Annotated in this window: 17 protein-coding genes and 1 pseudogene; 8 read left to right on the top strand and 10 right to left on the bottom strand. The window is 58.4% G+C overall.

Features of this window, described 5'->3' with window-relative positions; genetic code table 11:
• From ACXJKO_RS20495 to ACXJKO_RS20485, 3 genes and pseudogenes are all read left to right on the top strand, one after another.
• Positions 1-695, top strand: a pseudogene (locus tag ACXJKO_RS20495) (hypothetical protein); the annotation flags it as partial.
• Complete coding sequence (locus tag ACXJKO_RS20490; protein ID WP_457092931.1) at positions 673-924, top strand: HGGxSTG domain-containing protein; 252 nt, start codon at positions 673-675, stop codon at positions 922-924. The pseudogene ACXJKO_RS20495 and the gene ACXJKO_RS20490, both read left to right, overlap by 23 nt.
• 509 nt (positions 925-1,433) lie before the next feature.
• Complete coding sequence (locus ACXJKO_RS20485; RefSeq protein WP_457092930.1) at positions 1,434-2,375, top strand: IS5 family transposase; 942 nt, start codon at positions 1,434-1,436, stop codon at positions 2,373-2,375.
• A gap of 230 nt (positions 2,376-2,605) precedes the next feature.
• On the opposite strand, the gene ACXJKO_RS20480 is transcribed toward ACXJKO_RS20485, so the two are convergent.
• Complete coding sequence (locus ACXJKO_RS20480) at positions 2,606-2,785, bottom strand: hypothetical protein (RefSeq protein WP_457092929.1); 180 nt, start codon at positions 2,783-2,785, stop codon at positions 2,606-2,608.
• Between the two features lie 740 nt (positions 2,786-3,525).
• Between ACXJKO_RS20480 and ACXJKO_RS20475 the strand changes: the two genes are divergently transcribed.
• Complete coding sequence (locus ACXJKO_RS20475) at positions 3,526-3,900, top strand: HNH endonuclease (RefSeq protein ID WP_457092928.1); 375 nt, start codon at positions 3,526-3,528, stop codon at positions 3,898-3,900.
• Positions 3,901-4,984: 1,084 nt separating this feature from the next.
• Here ACXJKO_RS20475 and ACXJKO_RS20470 read toward each other — a convergent pair.
• The gene (locus ACXJKO_RS20470; protein WP_457092927.1) at positions 4,985-6,406 is read right to left on the bottom strand and encodes a mannose-1-phosphate guanylyltransferase/mannose-6-phosphate isomerase; all 1,422 of its coding nucleotides are present in this window, start codon (positions 6,404-6,406) and stop codon (positions 4,985-4,987) included.
• 273 nt (positions 6,407-6,679) lie between these two features.
• Here ACXJKO_RS20470 and ACXJKO_RS20465 point away from each other — a divergent pair, with 273 nt between their 5' ends.
• Positions 6,680-7,831: a glycosyltransferase family 4 protein gene (locus tag ACXJKO_RS20465; protein ID WP_457092926.1), complete on the top strand. Its 1,152-nt coding sequence runs from the start codon at positions 6,680-6,682 to the stop codon at positions 7,829-7,831.
• Positions 7,832-7,896: 65 nt separating this feature from the next.
• Here ACXJKO_RS20465 and ACXJKO_RS20460 read toward each other — a convergent pair whose 3' ends face one another.
• From ACXJKO_RS20460 to ACXJKO_RS20425, 8 genes are all read right to left on the bottom strand, one after another.
• Entirely contained in the window at positions 7,897-8,631 is a 735-nt protein-coding gene (locus ACXJKO_RS20460; RefSeq protein ID WP_457092925.1) for an ABC transporter ATP-binding protein, read from the bottom strand.
• An 8-nt stretch (positions 8,632-8,639) separates the two neighbouring features.
• Positions 8,640-9,491, bottom strand: coding sequence for an ABC transporter permease (locus ACXJKO_RS20455; RefSeq protein ID WP_457092924.1), 852 nt, complete (start codon positions 9,489-9,491; stop codon positions 8,640-8,642).
• A gap of 279 nt (positions 9,492-9,770) precedes the next feature.
• The gene (locus ACXJKO_RS20450) at positions 9,771-10,877 is read right to left on the bottom strand and encodes a DegT/DnrJ/EryC1/StrS family aminotransferase (RefSeq protein WP_457092923.1); all 1,107 of its coding nucleotides are present in this window, start codon (positions 10,875-10,877) and stop codon (positions 9,771-9,773) included.
• 4 nt (positions 10,878-10,881) lie between these two features.
• On the bottom strand, positions 10,882-11,664 hold the full coding sequence (locus ACXJKO_RS20445; protein ID WP_457092922.1) for a hypothetical protein: 783 nt from the start codon (positions 11,662-11,664) through the stop codon (positions 10,882-10,884).
• A 7-nt stretch (positions 11,665-11,671) separates the two neighbouring features.
• Entirely contained in the window at positions 11,672-12,700 is a 1,029-nt protein-coding gene (locus tag ACXJKO_RS20440) for a glycosyltransferase (RefSeq protein WP_457092921.1), read from the bottom strand.
• On the bottom strand, positions 12,697-13,734 hold the full coding sequence (locus tag ACXJKO_RS20435; protein ID WP_457092920.1) for a glycosyltransferase family 4 protein: 1,038 nt from the start codon (positions 13,732-13,734) through the stop codon (positions 12,697-12,699). The genes ACXJKO_RS20440 and ACXJKO_RS20435 overlap by 4 nt, the downstream gene beginning before the upstream one ends.
• A gap of 24 nt (positions 13,735-13,758) precedes the next feature.
• A complete protein-coding gene (locus ACXJKO_RS20430; protein WP_457092919.1) occupies positions 13,759-14,394 on the bottom strand; it encodes a NeuD/PglB/VioB family sugar acetyltransferase in 636 nt (211 codons plus the stop codon).
• Between the two features lie 65 nt (positions 14,395-14,459).
• Positions 14,460-16,598 (bottom strand): DUF7024 domain-containing protein, encoded by a 2,139-nt coding sequence (locus ACXJKO_RS20425; protein ID WP_457092918.1) that lies wholly within the window; start codon positions 16,596-16,598, stop codon positions 14,460-14,462.
• Between the two features lie 389 nt (positions 16,599-16,987).
• Here ACXJKO_RS20425 and ACXJKO_RS20420 point away from each other — a divergent pair, with 389 nt between their 5' ends.
• The 3 genes from ACXJKO_RS20420 to ACXJKO_RS20410 all read left to right on the top strand — a co-directional run.
• Positions 16,988-18,088, top strand: a complete 1,101-nt coding sequence (locus ACXJKO_RS20420) for a DegT/DnrJ/EryC1/StrS family aminotransferase (RefSeq protein WP_457092917.1) — start codon at positions 16,988-16,990, stop codon at positions 18,086-18,088.
• Positions 18,089-18,092: 4 nt separating this feature from the next.
• A complete protein-coding gene (locus ACXJKO_RS20415; RefSeq protein WP_457092916.1) occupies positions 18,093-19,076 on the top strand; it encodes a glycosyltransferase family 2 protein in 984 nt (327 codons plus the stop codon).
• Positions 19,073-19,988 (top strand): WxcM-like domain-containing protein (locus ACXJKO_RS20410; RefSeq protein WP_457092915.1); only part of this gene is annotated, 916 nt, incomplete at its 3' end. The genes ACXJKO_RS20415 and ACXJKO_RS20410, both read left to right, overlap by 4 nt.

The raw sequence follows: 19,988 nt of genomic DNA, 5'->3' as shown, positions 1-19,988 counted from the left end.
CGGCAGGAATGGCCCGCCTCGACAAAGTCGGACACCCGCACCCGAAGATCGAGAGAATAGCAGTGACCCATGATCCACCTCCCGTTCCAGCAAGTGAATCACAGATCGCACCAGGCCAAAACCCAGGAGTCGAATTTCCAGTCCGATGCTTTAGCAACCACGACGTGCAGGTCAGCCTTCTCAAGCAAGTGGTGCAGGCGTTATGGCTCCCTCCTGCCGAAGGGGAGGATGCCTCTACGGCTGCGGCTGCAATTGCCGTCCTTCGTGAGATGAAGCCCCAGGACATTTTCGAGGGGCAGTTGGCTAGCCAGATGGTTGGCACACACAATGCAGCTATGGAATGTCTCAAGCGAGCGGCGGAGGCAGGCCATAACATGCCATGCATTGAAATCAATCTACGCCTTGCCTCCAAATTCTTGGCTATCTACCTTCAGCAACTCGACGGTTTGGACCGCCACCGTGGCAAGGGAGCTCCACAGGTGAATGTCGGAGCCGTCAATGTCCAGGCCGGCGGTCAAGCCATTGTCGGCAGCGTGGAAACCAAGCCGCCACGAAAGCGAAAGAGGCTGGCTTGCGGTCCAAGGATGCCAGCACTCACGTCGAGCCCGGTGATCCCGATTGGCCTAGACGGAGCCAATGAGCTGATCGAGCAGCCTTCGATCAGGGGATCCAATGATCCAGTTCGCGATGCTTAAGGCTCCCCGATGCGGGGCGCGAACACGCTCCGGCGGCTCCTGCCAAGCGCCTGCGGTCAATGGCAAGGCGCGTTGCCGGATGCACGGTGGAGCAGCCGGGTCCGGCGCTCCGATCGGCAACCGCAACGCTCTTAAGAATGGGTTGTACACGCGGGAAGCGATTGAGACACGGCGGGCGCTTAGGGCTTTGCTCCGGGAGGCACAGCAGACACTGGAGCATTTTGAGTAATCCAGCTTATTTCCCAACCCTACCGGGTCAGCGTGCTGCCCGTCCCGCGAACCATCAAACCCAGGTTCGTCACTTTATGCTAGCAAACCGGGAGCTTCTAGCGCTGGGTGTACTCCTACTCTTTGCCCGAAACGTCGCGTTCATCGCATAAATGGCTTGTTTCAATAGGGACTTCAGCCAGATCTGTTTCTGTATCAGGATTGCGAATTCTTATGTTGATCACCACTGCATGTTCGGAGCTGAAGCCGAGATTTCACCTATGAAGCGGAATTAGTACGCCTTTGTGATCGAAACGGTCATGATTCCCTCTGCGATGGGATCCCAGCTTTCTGGACTGGAAAATCTCCCCTTCTGTTGCAGCCCCCGAATTGAGCAGACAGGGCTTCCCACTTAGCTAATTGGTAGGCTTACCGTTGTGATATGACTAATGAGACCTGTGCGCGGGTGGGCTCGACCCGTGACTGTTTGGGTGATTCAATGGCGCTACCGGACATGACGGGAGCGGTCCCATGGCACGCCGTCAGATTGGACAGGAAGTCTTCGCATTCATCGCAGATCCCACGCCCCATCGCTGCTCCCTGGACCAGTTGTCGGAGCTGATCGACTGGCCCTCTGTTGATCGCCACTTGGTCGACATCTACGCCGCTGCCAAAGGCGAGCCCGCCTGGCCGCCGCTGGCCCTGTTCCGGGCCCTGCTGCTGGCGGTTCGGTACGATCTGTCGGACGTGAAGCTGGCTGAAGCTCTGGAGGACCGTGCCTCGTTCCGGCGCTTCTGTGGTTTTGCTGCTCACGAGACCACACCGGAGCGCACCGCCTTCGTGCGCGTCCGGCGAGAGCTGGTCCTGCGCGGTCTCGACAAGGTGCTGTTCGATGAGGTGACGCGCCAGCTCAAAACCCAAGCAGTAATCATCAAGAAGGGCACGCTGATTGACGCAACGGTGATTGCCTCGGCGACTTACCGGGATGAGGAGGCCGCCTGGGCCGGGCACAAGCGGCGCAGGGCGATCCACGGCTTCAAAGCGCATGTGGCGGCGGATACCGATACGGCGCTCGTTGAGGAATTGACCGTCACACCCGGCAACGTCAACGACGGACGTGCTGGCCGCGAGGCACTGCCGGAGAACCCTGGTGACGTTTACGCCGATAGCGCCTACCGCGGAACGGCCTTCGCTTCTGCCGTTCAGAGCAAAGGAGGATGCCCGCGTGTTGTCCAGACAGGCGTGTGGGGACGGCCTGGTGGCAATGCTTTACGCAAGCTGCAGGCGTGGAACCATCACGTCCAGCACGTGCGCTGCCGGATCCAGAAGACCTTCGGCACCTGGAAGCGCAGCTACGGCCTCCGCCGCACGCGTTGGCTCGGATTGGCGAAAGYAGCGCTGCAGGTCAGATTGACCGCGATCGCCTACAACCTGAAACGGACGGCGGTGATCCTAATGCTGGAGACGGCCTGATCGAAGTGCAAAGTGCGCGTTCAAACATCCCTGAGGCCAGCACCGCGCATTAACACCGTCGGACTGGGCGAAGTGAGGTGGAGGGTATCGCTCACAGTCTATCAAGGTCGCGATTTCGCCACCCGCGCACAGGTCTGATTATACACCTTGATGTAATCCTGATATGTTTACGACGTTTCTACGCATCAGCTGGTGCAGGCGAATCAGGCAGCTCTCGCACGCTTTTTGATTTAGCCCGCACCTTTAGCCAAATTCGGCCGAGTCTGCAGATATGAGTTTAAATCTTTGCTGGGACCGTCTTTGACTGGATGGCGTAGCCGCACACCTGGCCCGCCGCCGTTTTCTGGGATGAACTGAATACCGGCCGTCTCAAGCACACCCTGAATAGCACCTACATTGGCCAGCGTCATGGTAACAGGTCCATCCTGAGCCTCTGCACGTCGAATAGTAGCAATTCCCAACCTAGCTCGCGCTGCGAGTTCCTCAGCACTCCAGCGTAAAAACGCGCGTGCAGCACGGATCTGAGATCCCGTGATCCGAAATGAATCACTTGATCTCATATTGCCAACTCCCGTAGAGAGTGATATAAAAGCTATCATATGATTGGATTTTCATAGAAACAATGCCCCAGTCGCGCGTCGTCAATACTGTTACTCTTCGGGAAGACCTTTGCTCCAGCAAAGGCCGTAACCTTGGGCACCCGTTGTGGCGCATTCCATTGGTCTCGCCAAGAGCTGGGTTGAGCTTTGAAAAGCATAAGCTTCTTCCTAAGGATGTAAGCAATGCAAACTTCGCTGCAGTCGAAGTCATCTATTCTCCATGCGGAGCGGCAAGGCAGATAAGAGCCTTATGAAGGAAATTCGCTGATGACAGCTAAACATTCTCTGTCTTGTAGGATCCAGGCGATATCGGAATGCACCTCATCTAACAGAGACCTTTTGACGGTTGCTTCCTTAGGGATGCGTGTCTACGTGGCTCCGCCAAACCCTGACCGGGAGCGTCAGCTCATGGATCTAATTACCTCCTACGAAACCTTACGATCTGAATGGGAGCGCTTGTTTCAGCAGATAATCGCCCTTCTCGGTGAAGAGGTTTCAGCTGCTCACGCCCTCGACCGCTTCACTCCCTCATCACACGACTAAAGTGCGTTATGCCTTACATCGAAGTTGAAGATGTGGGTACGACTCCCCGCCGGAAGATGACGCCGAACCGCCGGCTCCAAGTTTGGGAGAAAACCGGCGGTGCATGTGTACTATGTTATCGGAAGATCGATGGCGTGCGCGAGCGGTGGATTGCTGAACACATCCGGGCGCTGGAGCTGGGAGGAGCCGATACACTGGAGAACATGGGACCGGCGCATGAGGCCTGCGCTGTGGGTAAAACCCAGGATGATCATCGCCGGGCTGCTAAAGCCAAACGGCAGAAGATCCAACACATTGGGGCTTACGGATCGAAGAGGCCCTTGCCTGGTGGCAAGCACAGCCCATGGAAGAGGAAAGTGTCAGGACGGGTCGTTAGGCGGTGAGATATCGGGAGAATCCCGATTGAAAAAGGCGCACCTCCGCCTCACTTGTTACACGTCACCGCTCAACCCGAAGGGGGAGCCAACCAAAACCGATGGCTTGATCACGTCGGAGGCTCAAACCACAGTAACCTCCCACACTAGGATTGTCGCAATCCGGTAGCCGTCACCCTTCTGCGCTCCAACCTTGACGTACAGGCTGCAACATTTGGCGCTGAGTTGGTTTGTTTTCGTGATGAGGATTGACGCGATTTGTTGTGCGACTGCGATCCGGAATTTTGGACTGGGCTCTCGCCGTTACTGTTTCCCATCGTGCGGCTTGTCTGGAATGATTGTAGACGCACAGATGGCCCATGTATCATCTTAAGCAGAATGGCTTCGCTCGCACCCTGCCATTCGAAGTTGTCAGGGCGGATTAAGCGTCATGTCAGCTCCGACTGGTCGCAAACACCACATCCTCGAGCTTTATGTGCTTGAGTTACAGCTCGACGTGTCCTACTGACTTGCGAACGCCAGCCCGATAGTGAGTGCCTCAGCGCTGAATCCTGGAGGTCGAGGTTTGCCAGAATCCTTCGGTTTCGCCCGACATTTCTGTAGCCTCTGCCCTATAGCGGGGGTCGCGAGGCGCATAAGATCCTGTTCGGGGCCAACGTTAGACGGCCTCACATAGGTTGTCCAAGGAACCGATGCGAGAAGCTATGCGCCCGACACCGGTATAAGGCGGTCCTCCGAAGCTTTACGAGACCTATTTCAGGAGTGAGCGCTCGTCTGAGCGTGCTTGCTGCATCGAACATGACGTGCCGGGCCACCGTTCCCTTCTATGACATGCCGCATCTCGGTGACTGGGTGAAGTCCCGTGTAGGCTTTGTGTCCATCGATCCTTGGCAGGGTTATGCTGCCCTTGGCGGGTCTGATGGAGAGTTCCCGGACAAGCCGGGAATCGGGACAATCCCGCAGGACCAGAGTTGCGACTTTTCGATAACAATAGCTCCCGATTCGCTTGGCATGGCCAARAAACCTCAGAGCTCAAAGAAGAAGCTCCGGCCTCAGCGAGACCGGAGCTTTTTTGAAGGCATGAAATGTCAGCTTAGCGGCCGTAGATATCCTCGACGCGGATGATATCGTCCTCGCCCGTATAGCTGCCCACCTGAACCTCGATCAGCTCCAGCGGGATCCGGCCGGGGTTCGTCAGGCGGTGCATCGCGCCGATCGGGATGTAGACCGACTCGTTCTCGTGCACGAGGGCCACGGTCTCGTTCACGGTCACCTCTGCGGTTCCCTTCACGACAACCCAGTGCTCGGCCCGGTGATGGTGCTTCTGGAGCGACAGGCGTCCGCCCGGAGTCACCATGATGCGCTTTACCTGGAAGCGGGCGCCGTGGTCGATGCGCTGATACCAGCCCCACGGGCGATACATGCGGCGGTGCTCGCTGGCCTCGGGGCGCTGCTTGGCGCGCATGGAGACCACGAGCTCCTTCACCAGCTCGGAGCGGCTACGCGAGGTCACGAGCACGGCGTCGGGCTTGGCGACCACGACGACGTCATCGAGGCCGACCACGGTGGTGAGGATCTCATCGCTGTGCACGAGACTGTTGCGGGAGGCGACCACCTCCACGTTGCCGCGGATGGAATTGCCATCCTCATCATGGGGCGAAGCATCCCACAGGGCGCCCCAGGATCCGATATCCGACCAGGAGAAGGAGACCGGCAGCACGCCGGCGCGGTCCGTGCGCTCCATGACGGCGTAGTCGATGGAGATCTTGGGCGCTTGCTTGAAGGCGGCCTCGTCGAGGCGGATGAAGTCGAGGTCGGCGGCGGCGCGATCGAGAGCCTCCTGCGCGGCGGCCAGGATCTCCGGCTGGAACTGCTGAAGCTCCTCGATCATCACGTCGGCACGGAACAGGAAATTGCCGCTGTTCCACAGGAAGCCCTGGTCGATATAGCCCTGAGCCGTCTCGGCATTCGGTTTCTCGACGAAGCGCTCGACGCGGGAGGCATCCGTGCTCTTGATCGGCTTGCCGGGCTGGATGTAGCCATAGCTGGTGGCCGGGTATTGCGGCACCACGCCCAGCGTCATGATGTGTCCCTGGCGAGCCGGCTCGAATGCCGCCTGGCAGGAAGCCGCGAAAGCGGCAGCATCGTCGATGATGTGGTCGGCGGCGATCACGAGCACAACCGTCTCGGGATCGTGGCGCGCGGCGTGGCAGGCCGCCACCGCGATGGCGGCCGCGGAATCCCGCTGGGTCGGCTCGAGAATGATGTCGGCCTTGGCTCCGATCTGGGCCAGCTGCTCCGCCACGATGAAGCGCACATCGTTGCTGGAGATGATGGTCGGGCGCAGGAAGACCTCCGGCGCGCTCACGCGCTGCACGGCAGTCTGGAAGGTTGAGTGGTCACCCAGCAGATCGATGAACTGCTTCGGCATGCTGTCCCGGGAGGCGGGCCAAAGCCGCGTTCCCGAGCCCCCGCACATGACCACGGGTAGGATCTTGTTGTCGCCCTCGCTCATCGGCGGCCCTTCTTTATTACATTTGGCGGTCGTAAACACCCGCCAAGGTGGCGTCAACAGAAGACCTGCGACTTTGGACCCCGACTAAAGGCTTCGCCGCCGCGATGCGACCCTCAACCGCAGCACTCTCTGCCTTCAGCCCCCTCGGCACAGCCTTATCCACCGAAGCCATTCGCATGGTGAACCCATCCACGTCAGAAAAGAATGGATTTGTGCGCCCGACCTCCCTTACTAGGCCTCATCGCAGGCAAGGCAGCTTTCCAGACAATCGTTATGAACACCAGAGTTCTCGATCCTCACGCCGAAAGACAGGCCCGCGTCGTCCTCCATTATTGGGGGCGCCGCGGTGGCGGATCGCATTTCACTCTCAGCCTTGCTCAGCATCTAAGCCCATCAGTCGAGGTCTTTCTGTCCCTGTCGCGCCACAACGACGACATGGAGACCTTCAAGGCAAGCGGCCTGCCCATCCTGGACATCGACCGCCCGAAGCTTTCAACCCTCTGGCGCCAGGGCTGGACCCTACTCTGGCAGTTGAAGCGTCATGCGGATGCATTGGCCGCGCTCAAGCCCGATGCGGTCATCATCACCATGAACTCGCCCTTCGCCTGGCCATTCATTCATGCTCTGCGCAGGCGCGACCTCAAGGTGATCTATGTGGCCCACGATTCCGAGCCGCATCCGGGGGATTACGCAGCCACCTGGCAGCGCACGACACAGGATCTTCTGATCCGCACTGCAGACCGTGTCGTGGCACTCTCGAACGCCGTTGCCGAACGGATCGTCGAGAGACTGCCGGTCGCAAAGCCCAAGATCTCCGTGGTGCCGATCGAGACGATCTATCCAAGTTCCGGTGCCGACAGCCCCCCCCGACCCGAAGGCAGCCCGGTTCGCCTTCTCTTCTATGGTCGCCTCCTACCCTACAAAGGCCTGAAGCTTTTGGCTCAGGCTCTGGAGCCCATGAAGGCGCAATCCGGGTGGCGGCTCACCATCGCGGGCGCCGGTCCGTTGGAGAACGACGTCAGGCGCTGGTTCTCAGGATGGGAGCAGGTCGATTTGCAACTCGGCTGGGTATCTGATCTCCAGACCGACATCCTGTACGCGAGCCACGACCTGTTGCTCTGCCCCTATTCGGAAGCCAGCCAATCCGGCGTGGTGGCCGTGGCTACCTCATGGGGCATGCCGAGCCTTGTGATGCCGACCGGCGCGTTGCCTGAGCAGATCGACTTCGGGAGGGCGGGCCTGATCGCGAGGACCACAGATGCCGAAGGATTTCGTCAGGCTCTCGAAGAAATCCTCGCGCAGCCGGGCTGCATGCAGGAGCTTTCAGAGCAATCAAAAGCGCTCCGGGCGGAACGTCAGGCACATCGTGGCTGGTTCTCCCTCGTCGAGCCTATACCTAGCAAGGTTTCGGCCCCGGCAGGATAAGTGGATTCCCGGGAGAGAAGTACGCTTAGGCGTCAATGAGACCTTACGAACGATCGCCCGTTAAGTCAGGCATGTTCCATGAGGACGTCATCTAAGCTCCCGGCCGCAACAATTTGTCCCTCGCGCAGAAGGATGCCCTTGTTGCAGTAGCGCTGCAGCATCTGCGGGTCGTGGGAAGCCAGAACGAAGATCCGGGAGTTCTCCATGACCTGCTCGATCCGTCCCCTTGCCTTGTTGGCAAAATCAGCATCGCCGACACTGATCATCTCATCTAAAAGCAGGATGTCGGGCTGAACCGCCGTCGAAACCGCAAAGGCGAGACGGAGAGTCATACCGCTAGAATAGGTACGCATCGGCAGGTCCACGAAGCCGCCCAACTCCGAAAATTCCTCGATAGACGGCGCGAGATCGGTGATCTCACGGAAGGTCATGCCGAGAAAGATCCCGCGCAGGACGATGTTCTCCCGCCCCGTGAGCTCCGGATCCATTCCCATGGTCATATCCAACAGGGAAGAGACCTTGCCTTGGATTTCGGCCACGCCATGGCTTGGCTCGTAGGCGCCGGCCAGAACTCTCAGAAGAGTCGACTTTCCGGCACCGTTATGACCGACGAGCGCCAATCGATCGCCGGGTCGAAGTTCAAGGTTGATCCCACGCAAAGCTTCGACGGTGACGATTTCACCGCCTTGGCCGCCAATCCGTCCGCCCACCCGGCCGAGGACGTTAGCCTTCAGCGACCGGCCACGGGCGTTATAGATTGGAAAATCAACTGTTACGTTACGCAGCGAAATAGACGCCATGGGATGTCCTAGAGCCAATAAACGATACGTTGCCTAAAGCGGATGAAAAGCGGCGCCGCGACAGCGCATAGAATGACGATGGTCGCTATGGCGGAGGCGTAGGTCATGGCGCTGGGCATGCGCCCAAGCAACGGCTCCGAAACGACGCGAAGAAAGGCCGCGAAGGGATTCAGGTTCACCCAATGACGCGCACTTTCATCCAGCAACTCCACCTGCCAAGTAACTGGGGAGATAAAGAAGGCGACCTGAATGAAATTCTGGATGATCTGCGGCAGGTCGCGGAAACGGGTGCAAAGGATCGCGCAGATGAGCCCTCCCAGGAAGCCCGCCACAACGATAAGCAAGAGTCCGAACAGGGCGGCCAACCAAGTCCACGAGGGGGCAACCCCGAAAATCAAGAAAATGACGGGAAGAACGATGATGTTATGAGCGAATGAGATCCCGTTTCTGACCAGTATTCGCAGAATGAACGTCGTTTTTGGCAATGCTTGCTGACGCAAAAAGCTTTCAGCCTGAACAAAAGCGCTGGTGCTGTCAGTCACGACACCGGCTATCAGAACCCAGACAACATAAGTCGTTGCAAGATATGGCAGGTAGTTCTTGATCGGCTGTTTGAACAGGGCGGAATACACGACTCCGATGGCAACCACGAAAATCGCGATGCTCAATGTAATCCAGAACTGGCCGATGCGGGATCGGCGATAGCGCTGCCGGATGTCGCCAATTCCCAGGAGCCACCAGACACGCCAGCTCTGAAAACCTTGGACGAGATCAAGCCACGCCCTCCGCGCCGGCCCGCTGGTGGTCAACGTCGGCTGCATTTCACCGGGGATAGACATCGGGTTGTCAACTGTGTCCATGATTGAGTTATCTCGACACGGGCGACCGCAGCAGCGCAATAGCCGCACATTTGGCCGCCCATTTTGAGGTGGCTTAGAGCCACCTCGGTTTTTCGGAGCCTTACAGGCTATGAAGACAGCGCCACCTAAATCCAAACAGCGCGCAAGAATGGCCCTTTGGGACTTAGATGGCAGAAATGTACGTCCGCGGGATCGCTCTCGCGCCTTGTCGCGTGGACTGCCGTCGGCAAACGGCCGACATCAATTTCACCTCGACCAAGACATACGCGGCTGATCGGCTTACTGCCGGGCGAGTGCCAGACGAAGCTCTTCAACAACTCGGGCTACATCGCTGTTGCTGAGCCCAGGATAGCTGGGGAGGCTGATGCCGCGCGCTGCAATGTCTTCCGATACCGGGAAGCTTTCGCCCTTCGCGTACATCGGCATCTGATGAGCGCAGTAGAAGACCGGTCGCGTCTCGACCCCGGCGCTCGACATCCGGGCCATGACGGCGTCCCGGTCGGTGCCACGTGGGAGCAGGAGGCTGACCAGCCAATCCGAACTCGTCACACCCGGCATCAGCGTCTGGAACTCGACCGGCATCTCCTTGGCAAGCTCGCGATACAATGCCCCAATGGCGCGCTTGCGGGCCAAAATGGCATCGAGCCGCTCAATCTGGGCCAAGCCGATGGCGGCGCAGATATTCGTCATCCGGTAGTTGAACCCGAGTTCGGTGTGCCAGTAGCGCCGTGTTGGGGATTGCCCCTGACCTTTGACGATCTTCAGACGAGCCGCCAGATCCGGGTCATGAGCGGTTACCATTCCGCCCTCTCCGGTGGTGACCGTCTTGTTGCCGAAGAAACTGAAGGTCCCGATATCGCCGTACGTACCGACGTGCCGTCCATTAACAGTGGAGCCCAGCGCTTCGGCGCAATCCTCGATGACCTTCAGGTTACGATCACGCGCAAGCGCCATCAGCGGGTCCATGTCGCAAATGGCACCATAGAGATGCACCGGAACGATCGCTTTCGTGCGGGGGGTAATCTTGCGGGCCACGTCTTCGACATCGATCAGCCAATCGCCAGGACGGCACTCGACGAAGACAGGAGAAGCGCCCGTCTGGGCGATGGTGTTCACCGACGAGATGTAGGTAAATGTCGGAACGATGACCTCGTCGCCAGGACCGATGTCCAGGCAATGGTAGGCGAGGTGCAGCGCGACTGTTCCGTTCGAGAYGGAATGGGCATGCTTGGCTCCAGTTTCCCGCTCGAAGGCTCTCTCGAACCGGTCAATGAACCCACCGAGGGACGAAATCCAAGACGTGTCCAAGCATTCGTTGACGTATTTCTTCTCGTTGCCGGACAAATCAGGCTGATAAACGGGAAGAATGGAAAGTGGTGCGGTCATTTTGTCAGTTTTTGTCACTTTCAGCCCCTCCGGCTTCCTCAAAAAGTGCAGACATCTCATGCCCCAGGCGAGACGAAAGCGGATCATCCCAAGCGAGGCCCATTTCAGCTACAGTTGCGCCTATTGTCCACCCTGCATTCCTAAGGGGGGCCCGGTGCAGCGCTTCATCTAGCACTTCGATAAGGGCGTCAACATACTTCTCGACGCAGCCCCCGCCCCCCGAAGGCGGGGTTGTCGCAACGATATCCGGCCGCGCTTCCCCTGCTAAGGCCGGGAGATCAGCCCCAGAATCCGTTGAATTAAAGGGAAACAGTACGGTTGGCCCCGCGCAGAGGCGGCGCACCGTTGAAAGGTCGCGACTATCATGTACGACCGCCCCGGTCGAAAGCGATGCCAGCTGCGCAACCCAATCGATCTCACCCGGATGACTTAGCCCCTTGGCAGGTTCTACAGGTCTATCTTCGTCATTCTGGCCGCCATGGCCGTGAAATAACGTAACGACTTGAAAACGGCGGGCTATATCGACTAACCGCTCGTGATCCATTGCTTCTCGGGCTGCGTTGACCACGCACAAATCGAAGTGGGATTCGAGAAATTCCGTCGTATACTCAGCCGGTGGATAGACGGGCAACGAGTTGTCGAGGGCGGGAAGCGCCTCCTCGGGTCCAGTCTCTGTCCGGATGATCTCCGCCCGAATGCCTCGACGCCTCAGCTCTTCGCAAACCCGAAGGCTGTAGCGGGCAATAGGCGATTGTTCATTGAAGGGACTGGCCCAGCCGATCCTCATGACAGCCTCACGCTAACAGACGTTCGACAGTTGTGGGCCAGTCGATCTTGAGAGAGCGCCACCGTTCACGGCCTGCAAAACCCATGTTCATAGCTCGGCTGGGCGATTCCAGCAGCCTCCCCATGCCTTCGGCAAGCGCCTCGGGCGTCAACTCGGTCACGATACCAGCTTCGCCATCAATTACAATGTTACACAGCCAGTTCGCCGTCGTCAGCACTGGCTTCGATGCTTGGAAAGCCTCCATAAAGAAACCCACCGCAGGGTCAGCGTCCTCCCCTATGGAGATCACTGCCCGAGCGCGGCCGACAAGCTCGGCAAGGGCTTCCCGCGACCGCGCAGCCTGCGGATCGATGGTCACTTGCCGTTCCACGTCAGCGTCATGTATTCGTTTACGCAGCTTTTCAGCCTCGACCGGATTTTCCGGTCGTCCGGCAATCACAAGCTTTGCGTTGGCAGGAACCAATTTCATGGCATCGATCAGGGGAAAGAGCTGCTCTGCTGTCTCGACACGCCCGGACGCCAGGATATAGCCGTCATCTCCTATCGATACAAACTGCTCCGGATTAGATAGAGGCGGCAGGAGCAGGTCCGATGAGAGCCCATGATAGCGCTGAATTTGGGCTTGGACCGCCGTCGAGCTAGCAAACAAATGCTTTGCCGACTGGAGTGATTGGGTCTCGTTCCTGATCAAGGCCTCCTTGATCGTTTCAGCGCGAGACCCCTGCCCTGCTTTGAGCGCTTCATAATGGTCGTATGCTTGCGAATACTCATGCACCATCCAGCAAGACCTGCTCTCGAACGGTACAAGCTCAGCCGGAAAAGCTAGAGATACGACACGGTCGACATTGTACAACTTGAGCGACTTGAAGATGAACATCTCGTCCAGCAACCGCTCAGGAGGATGTGCCTTGAACGGCAGACGCATCGCCTCCGCATTCACACCGTTCAGCTTCATCTGACGGACGAGTTGGTTAGTCAGCTCTTCCGCTCGCCCATACTTGAAAGGCGTCATAGTCGTGAGGACAAGGACATTCACGATGTAAGCCTCTCGATGACGTGCTCCCAACGAATGTTCAGCTCCGCCAAACGCTGATGGGCATTGCATCCGAGTTCTTGCGCAAGCGCTCGATTAGCCCACAGCTGATCGAAAGCATCCGCGATCGCAACAGGATCGGCTTCAGCGATGAAACCGGATATCCCATCGGTAATGAACTCAGGCACCCCACCGGAATCCGAGACGGTAATAGTCGCCTTGCGGGCCAAGGCCGCCTCGATCGTTGGATAACCGTAGCTGTCCTCATCAAGCGGGACATAGATCGCGGCCAATGCGGTCGAAAGCAGCGACGCCTTTTCCCCTTCGCTGATCCAACGGAGGTCGAGCGTCACCCGATCCTCGAGATCGTTCATCGCGATGAGCTTCCTGAGGGAATCGGCATATTCCGCAGAACTGCTACGCCCCGCGATGCGCAACCGCACGGGGGTCTTCGTATGCTTCATCGCCTCGATCGCCAGATGCTGGCKCTTGTGATGCTCGACCCGGCAGATGAAGGCGACTTCGCTGCCCCAAACCTCCGAGAAGAAACGCTCCGGCGCCAGGACCGGAGGATAGAGCACCTCTGCGTCGACACCATTGAAGGCCTTGAGGCGGCCCTGGACGATCCCGGAATTGGTAAAGACCTTGCGTGCCTCGCGAAGGGCTTTGGTGTCCGCAGCCGCGAGATTGCTCCGGTAGGCGTCCCAGTAGGCGGTGCGTGGCAGCGGATTATAATCCGTTTCCCATAGATCGTAGAACTGCCGGATGTGATGGATGAACCAAACGATCTTCGTGTGATGCTGGATGACATGCGCCGGTGGCCGGAACGTGATGACGCGGTCGAAGCTTTCGTTCAGATCCATGAGACGGAAAGCCAGCATCTGCTGGAAGAGCGTAGTCGGGTCGTCGATCTGCGGAATCCAGATTGTCTCGACCTGATGCCCAGCCTCCATGAGCTTGGGAGCAAGCCAGTCCGCGATGAAACGCCCGCCACCCTGGACCAGAGGCATGGCTGATGAGACCAACCCGATTTTCACGCTGTCTATACCTCCGGCGGCAAGTTATCGCCGGGCCCGCGGACGGGCCGGAACCCCAACGGCAACCATATCGCTGGGAATCTCGCCGACCACAACCCCGCCCGCTCCCACGGTCGTCCTGTCGCCTATCACGCTGAGCGGCCTTGCAACGGCTCCGATGCCGAAGAAAACCTCTTCTCCAAGCGTCACGTTGCCGCCCATCACGGATCGCGGCCCCACATGGGCACCCGCGCCGATGACGCAATCATGCTCCACGACGGCGGCAGTGTTGATAATGGCAAAATCGCCGACCTGTGCACAGGAGTGGACGACGGCCTGGGGCAGAACGGCAATGCCGTCTCCCAGCACAGCACTCGGAGACACAACGGCGCTCGGATGGACGAGTGTCGGCATCCGAAAGCCAATTGCGCGAAGACGCAATCCGATGCGTCGCCGAAGCTCATTCCGGCCCAAGGCCACGAATGCCGCCGTATGGCCATCTTCGAAGAGCTGTGGCGCAACGCTGTCGTCCCCGACCACAGGGACGCCCAGAATGGTGCTGCCGACCGGTGCCGGATCGAGCAGCCCGATCGGATTCCAGCCCGCGGCGCGGGCGAGCTCAATGATCACCTTGGCATGGCCGCCGGCCCCGACGATGTGAAGGTCAAAGTTTTCAGACATTCAGAGCATCTTTCCTGGTATGCGGCGAATGACTTCCCGTTCGCCTCCTCTGCCGTAAGCGCCGCTCAGGTGTCCTCGGCGGGTAGCCGCTTGGTTTTCTTCGCAGTTACCTCGGCTTCAGGTCGGTGTGCACCTGCCGGGGCCCCGTTGGTCCTTTCCATCGCAGCCGATGATGACTTGGTCATCTCATCGAGAGCGATCCGATCGGCCTTCGCATCGACCTGAACCTGCTTGGCATGGACATCGAGAACTCTTCGCAAGCTGATGATCTCGTGGCGCAATGACGCGAGTTCTGCTCTCACCTGCGCCAAGTCCGAATTGACTCGGGTCAGCTGCGGCAGCACCTCGGTCTCTTCGATCGCTATTCGCACATGCCCCCTGAAGCGATTGGCGAACGGCAGGAGAAGGGGCCGGACACGTCGAATGACTGATCGGGCAGCGCGTCTCCAAACCGGCCGCTCATCTGTATTCCTACCGTCATCCACCGAGATTGCGGTCGACTGTTCTGAAGAGCCAGCCCCTGGAACGGCTGTCGCAGCAGTCGGCCCGGAGAAGGCAGTCCCTGGAGCGGATGCAGCAGCGATACCAGCCTCAATGAAAGTCTTGCGTTCTTTTTCAGTCGAATTGGCCACGAGGGGATAGACCTCCTGCGCTACTTCCGAGACAGCTTCGAGCGGACGCACATTGAGATGAACAAGCCCAAGGCCGATCAATCGACTGTCTTTTGCTGGTTGGACAGGATACGGAACAGTGAACTCGATAGTGCTGGATGGCTTTCTTAGCCGGAAAGGGAGAGAAACAGTCTGTGCGTTATTCATGTCGGCCCCAAACCGAGCATGCCTCGACACATTGCCAATCTTGACCTTAATGTCAGCGCCAACGTTACGATCATGTCCGACAGCGGCAACGTCGAGGATGAACTCCTTGTCCAGCATATGATTTAGCGAGATGACGACCCGCTCTGCGTCGCTCCAGCGTCCCCAGGGCTCCGCCTCGGAGAGACCCTGGATGTCAACTACGGTATCCGGAAGATCTTCCTGAGTGAAGTCGATGCCGTCTTCCAGCGATGCGCCGGTTGCTTTCTTTGCGATCCCGCTACTTGGATACGGAATATAGGCCTTGGAGTTATCAAGGGACCGCCCAACAAGCTGGGCTGCGGACCGAAGCAATTCGCGACCGATGGTCCTGACTGAATTCTGCTTGGCTAGATTTGCGAGAAAACCCGATGTTTCGAGATTTTTGCTCCAAACCGGCCTGCAATATGCGTCCGAGAAATGGTATGCGACATCCTTTTGATCTTCTCGTATGTCCGCGATGAATGTGGTGTCCCCCGAGAGAATCCTTTGAAGGATCTCCCGCGCCTGACCGACCGATGTGACACGGCCTTTCACGGAGCCTGGGCACATGCGACCCAGCAGTGAATCCTCGAAATAGACGATAGGCATTCCGTTGATGGCGGCTTCCACGGGCGAATAATGCACGTGCCGCGTTTCCTTGGAATGGTAGTAAAGGGCGGCACAGTCCAAATAGAGATTTTGCAGTTCCTCATCCGTCACGAAGCCCGCCATATGCGGATCGTCAATCGGGGTATCCTGATGACCGACGATCACATGCGGAAGATCGCCGAAATCCCTCTTGAAGTCCTTGTAAACCTTGGCGTAATAAGAGTCTGTCACGACATTCGGCGCGACGAACAGGATCTCCTTACGTGCCCCCCTCCACTTGCCCTCGTTCCTGAAAAACGAATTCGGGATTCCGATGGGCAGGAACAGGGATTTTTCCTTGAAAAGCGATGGTTCGATCTCGTGGAGGTGATCGTACCCCTCGCCGAACCAAAACCGCTCCTTGACGCTTGCGAGCCGGTGGCTGAACCCGCGGCCGTACATGTCTTCAAGGACTTTATCGTAGGTATGCCGGTTATCGAGGCCAAAGGCGCGAAAGACGATTTCCCCGTCAAAATACGTAACGGCTTGAATGACTTGCCTTCCATACGGAATGACAAATATAGTCCCGAAGTATCTGTTGAGCAGCCTGATGATATCCGGTGGCCAATCGGTTAAGTAAAAATCGAAATTATTGAGCCGATCCAGTACTTTCTCCGGTATCGTCAGCGACTTGTCATAATCAAAGCTCACTGCCGCGCTTCGAAAATTGGTTTTCGGCACCTTCTTCGGAACAAAGATCTCAAAGCCGAGCTCCATCATCAGAGGCACTTCATACGGCATCAAGGTTTTATGGTTGAGAAGCCATAAAATGCGGCGGCTCTTCCGGTGCATAGAAGGTGAACTACCTTGTTAATTTTGTCAGGGGGAGTTTGCCTGTTACCTTCTGGACTTGGGCCAGTCAAGGCTGCGGCCCACTCCCATCAAGTCAGATCGGTCGTTCGCGAGCCTCTGCGGGAGGGATAGGAAGCTAGGGATTCTGGCGGCGTCATGCCTCGAAGCGCGAGCTGCGACGGCCCCGCTCTATCCAAAAGCCATATTCCGATGCCGCGACGATGTGCCAAGTGCCCCTGCTACGGCATAACCATTTCGAGTTGAAACCCGCCATGAGGGTCGCTAAAGGGAACGACGAGATTTCACGAGGTTGAACGTTGAGCACTTTCATAGGAATCAACAATCTTGGTCGGCATGCGACGGCAACTGCGGCTGAGGTTCAGGACGCGATCGGCCGAGTTTTCCAGAGCGGATGGTATATCCTGGGCAAGGAATGCGAGGCGTTCGAGCAAGAATTCGCCGAGTTCTGCGGAGTGTCGCACTGCCTCGGATTGGCGAACGGAACCGACGCCATCGAAATGGGGCTGCGGGCCCTGGGCGTTGGCCCTGGGAGCCGCGTCGTTACGGTGGCCAATGCCGGCTTCTACACAGCCACGGCTCTTGCCGCCATCGGGGCTGAGCCCGTCTTCGTGGATGTGGACCGCGACACGAAGCTCATGGCTCTCGATCAGTTGGAAGCTGTGCTCGCGGCCGGTGGCATCGATGCCGTGGTCATTACGCATCTCTATGGGCTTCTGAATGATATGGACGCCATTCTAAAGCTCACCAAGCCTGCTGGCATCCCCGTTTTCGAGGATTGCGCCCAATCGCATGGTGCGCGCCGGGGCGGGCGGAGGGCCGGCAGTTTCGGAGACGCCGCGAGCTTCAGCTTCTATCCCACGAAGAACCTGGGAGCCATCGGCGATGGCGGCGCGCTCGTGACCAAGAGCAGCGACGTTGCTGACAAAGTTCGACGGCTTCGGCAGTACGGGTGGGAATCCAAGTATAAAGTGGTCACGCCCGGGGCACGTAACAGCCGTCTCGATGAGATCCAGGCCGCGGTTCTGCGCGCTAAGCTTCCTCACGTCGACAGATGGAATGCAAAACGCCGTGACATCGCGTCACGCTACTCGACGGAGATCGAGCATCCTCGCGTCGGCTGCCCCAAGACGTATGGCGACGATTATGTAGGCCACCTTTATGTGGTGACCTGCGAAGATCGCGGGGGGCTTCAGGCTCACTTGAAAGCCGCCGGCGTCGGCACCGATGTCCACTATCCTATTCCGGATCACCGCCAACCCATCATTGCGGCCAACTCCAGGGACGTGCGTTTGCCAGTGACCGAGGAGCTTGCAGACAAAGTGTTGACCCTGCCGTGTTACCCGGAGCTTTCGGATGATGAGGTTGCGACGATCATCGCAGCCGTTAACAGCTGGTGAGCCGATGTTCTCGGTGATTATTCCCGTCTACCGCACTGCGGAGTTCGTGCCTCAGCTGATCAGCGAGTTCTCCCGCATCAGCACCGTCGTCAAAGAACAGTTTGGCATCGGTACGGAATTCGTTTTCGTGGTCGACGGGAGCCCGGACAATAGTTTTGCGCTGCTGGAAAAGGGCTTGGCCCAGGCATCCTTCCGGTCACAGCTTATCCTTCATGYGCGCAACTTCGGGTCTTTCGCGGCGATACGGACAGGTCTGAGAGCAGCGCGTGGCGACTTCTTCGCCGTGATCGCGGCTGACCTGCAGGAGCCGCCGGACCTCCTGATCGAGTTTCTTGAGCAACTGCATTCTGACGCCTCGGACATTGTGGTCGGCGTGCGGCAAGGCCGTGACGACCCTGCCATGACGCGCATGTCCGCCAATCTGTTTTGGGCTTTCTATCGCGCTTTCGTCATGAGAGAGATCCCGGCCGGAGGTGTCGATGTCTTCGGCTGTAACAAGCGCATTCGAGACGAGTTGCTTCAACTGCAGGAAGCCCACAGTTCGCTAGTGGGCCTCGTCTACTGGCTCGGATTTCGCCGGACCGAGATTCCCTATCAGCGCAGAGCTCGCGAACATGGCAAGAGCGCTTGGACGTTCCGGAAGAAGCTGACTTACCTTCTCGACAGCGTCTTCTCATTCACCGACCTACCGGTGCGCATCCTGACCTTCTTGGGCGTCATTGGCATCGTGGCGGCAATCGTCCTGGCCCTCGGCGTGATCGCGATGCGCCTCATGGGTGAAATCGAAACCGCCGGCTATACGGCGACCATCGTGGTCATAACGTTCTTCGGTGGCCTCAACACACTCGGGCTCGGTCTCATAGGCTCTTACGCTTGGCGGGGCTACGAGAACACGAAGCGCCGCCCCCTCGCCCTCATCAGCACAACCCGGGCCTTCGAGGGAGAAACGTCAACATTATCACCCCCCGCATGGAATCTTTCCCAATGAGCCAAGCGTTTGTGCATCCCCAAGCCATCTGCGAAAGCACGAATGTGGGCCTTGGAACTCGCATCTGGGCATTCGCCCACGTCCTGCCAAGAGCGCGGATCGGAGCCGAATGCAACATCTGCGACGGAGTCTTCATCGAGAACGACGTTGTCGTCGGCGACCGAGTGACAGTGAAGTGCGGCGTGCAGCTTTGGGACGGTCTCACCATCGAGGACGATGTCTTCATAGGACCAAACGCAACCTTCACGAACGACCCCTTTCCCCGCAGCAAGGAGTACCCTCAGGCCTTTGCCCGGACGATCATTCGCCAGCGGGCCTCGATCGGCGCGAATGCCACGATCCTGCCAGGAATCGAGATCGGGGTCGGCGCGATGGTGGGAGCCGGGGCTGTCGTCACGAGATCCGTTCCTCCGAACGCCATCGTCGTCGGCAACCCGGCACGCATCAAGGGCTACGTCACCGAAGGAGCTCAGGCGAATCCTCCGTCGATTGTCGACGCCGCTCGTCTGCAGCAGCCCGGGCGCACGCCACTGCAAGTCGGGAATGCGAGCCTCCATGTCTTGAAGGTTTCCAAGGACCTGCGTGGTGAATTGTCCGTTGGAGAGTTCGAGTCGGACATTCCGTTCAAGCCATCACGTTATTTCCTCGTCTACGATGTACCCACTCGCGAAGTTCGGGGTGAGCATGCACATAAGGTGTGTGATCAGTTCCTCATCTGCGTGCGTGGATCGTGTGGAATCCTGCTTGACGACGGCCTCAACCGGAGGGAGCTCACGCTCGACCGCCCAAACCTGGGCGTTTACATGCCGGCAATGATCTGGGGCACTCAGTACCGCTATTCTCCAGATGCCATGTTGCTCGTCTTTGCGTCGCATCGTTACGATCCGGATGACTATATCCGCTCTTATGACG

The organism is Microvirga sp. P5_D2 (assembly GCF_054049475.1).
The sequence above is the reverse complement of the archived record's forward strand: the minus strand, read 5'-3'. Positions and strand labels throughout refer to the sequence as shown.

Coding starts and splice junctions, on each gene's coding strand:
- ACXJKO_RS20480 (WP_457092929.1), bottom strand. CDS start 2,785: ATGACGCTGGCCAATGTAGGTGCTATTCAGGGTGTGCTTGAGACGGCC.
- ACXJKO_RS20475 (WP_457092928.1), top strand. CDS start 3,526: ATGCCTTACATCGAAGTTGAAGATGTGGGTACGACTCCCCGCCGGAAG.
- ACXJKO_RS20425 (WP_457092918.1), bottom strand. CDS start 16,598: ATGATGGAGCTCGGCTTTGAGATCTTTGTTCCGAAGAAGGTGCCGAAA.
- ACXJKO_RS20430 (WP_457092919.1), bottom strand. CDS start 14,394: ATGTCTGAAAACTTTGACCTTCACATCGTCGGGGCCGGCGGCCATGCC.
- ACXJKO_RS20460 (WP_457092925.1), bottom strand. CDS start 8,631: ATGGCGTCTATTTCGCTGCGTAACGTAACAGTTGATTTTCCAATCTAT.
- ACXJKO_RS20490 (WP_457092931.1), top strand. CDS start 673: ATGATCCAGTTCGCGATGCTTAAGGCTCCCCGATGCGGGGCGCGAACA.
- ACXJKO_RS20470 (WP_457092927.1), bottom strand. CDS start 6,406: ATGAGCGAGGGCGACAACAAGATCCTACCCGTGGTCATGTGCGGGGGC.
- ACXJKO_RS20465 (WP_457092926.1), top strand. CDS start 6,680: ATGAACACCAGAGTTCTCGATCCTCACGCCGAAAGACAGGCCCGCGTC.
- ACXJKO_RS20445 (WP_457092922.1), bottom strand. CDS start 11,664: ATGAGGATCGGCTGGGCCAGTCCCTTCAATGAACAATCGCCTATTGCC.
- ACXJKO_RS20455 (WP_457092924.1), bottom strand. CDS start 9,491: ATGGACACAGTTGACAACCCGATGTCTATCCCCGGTGAAATGCAGCCG.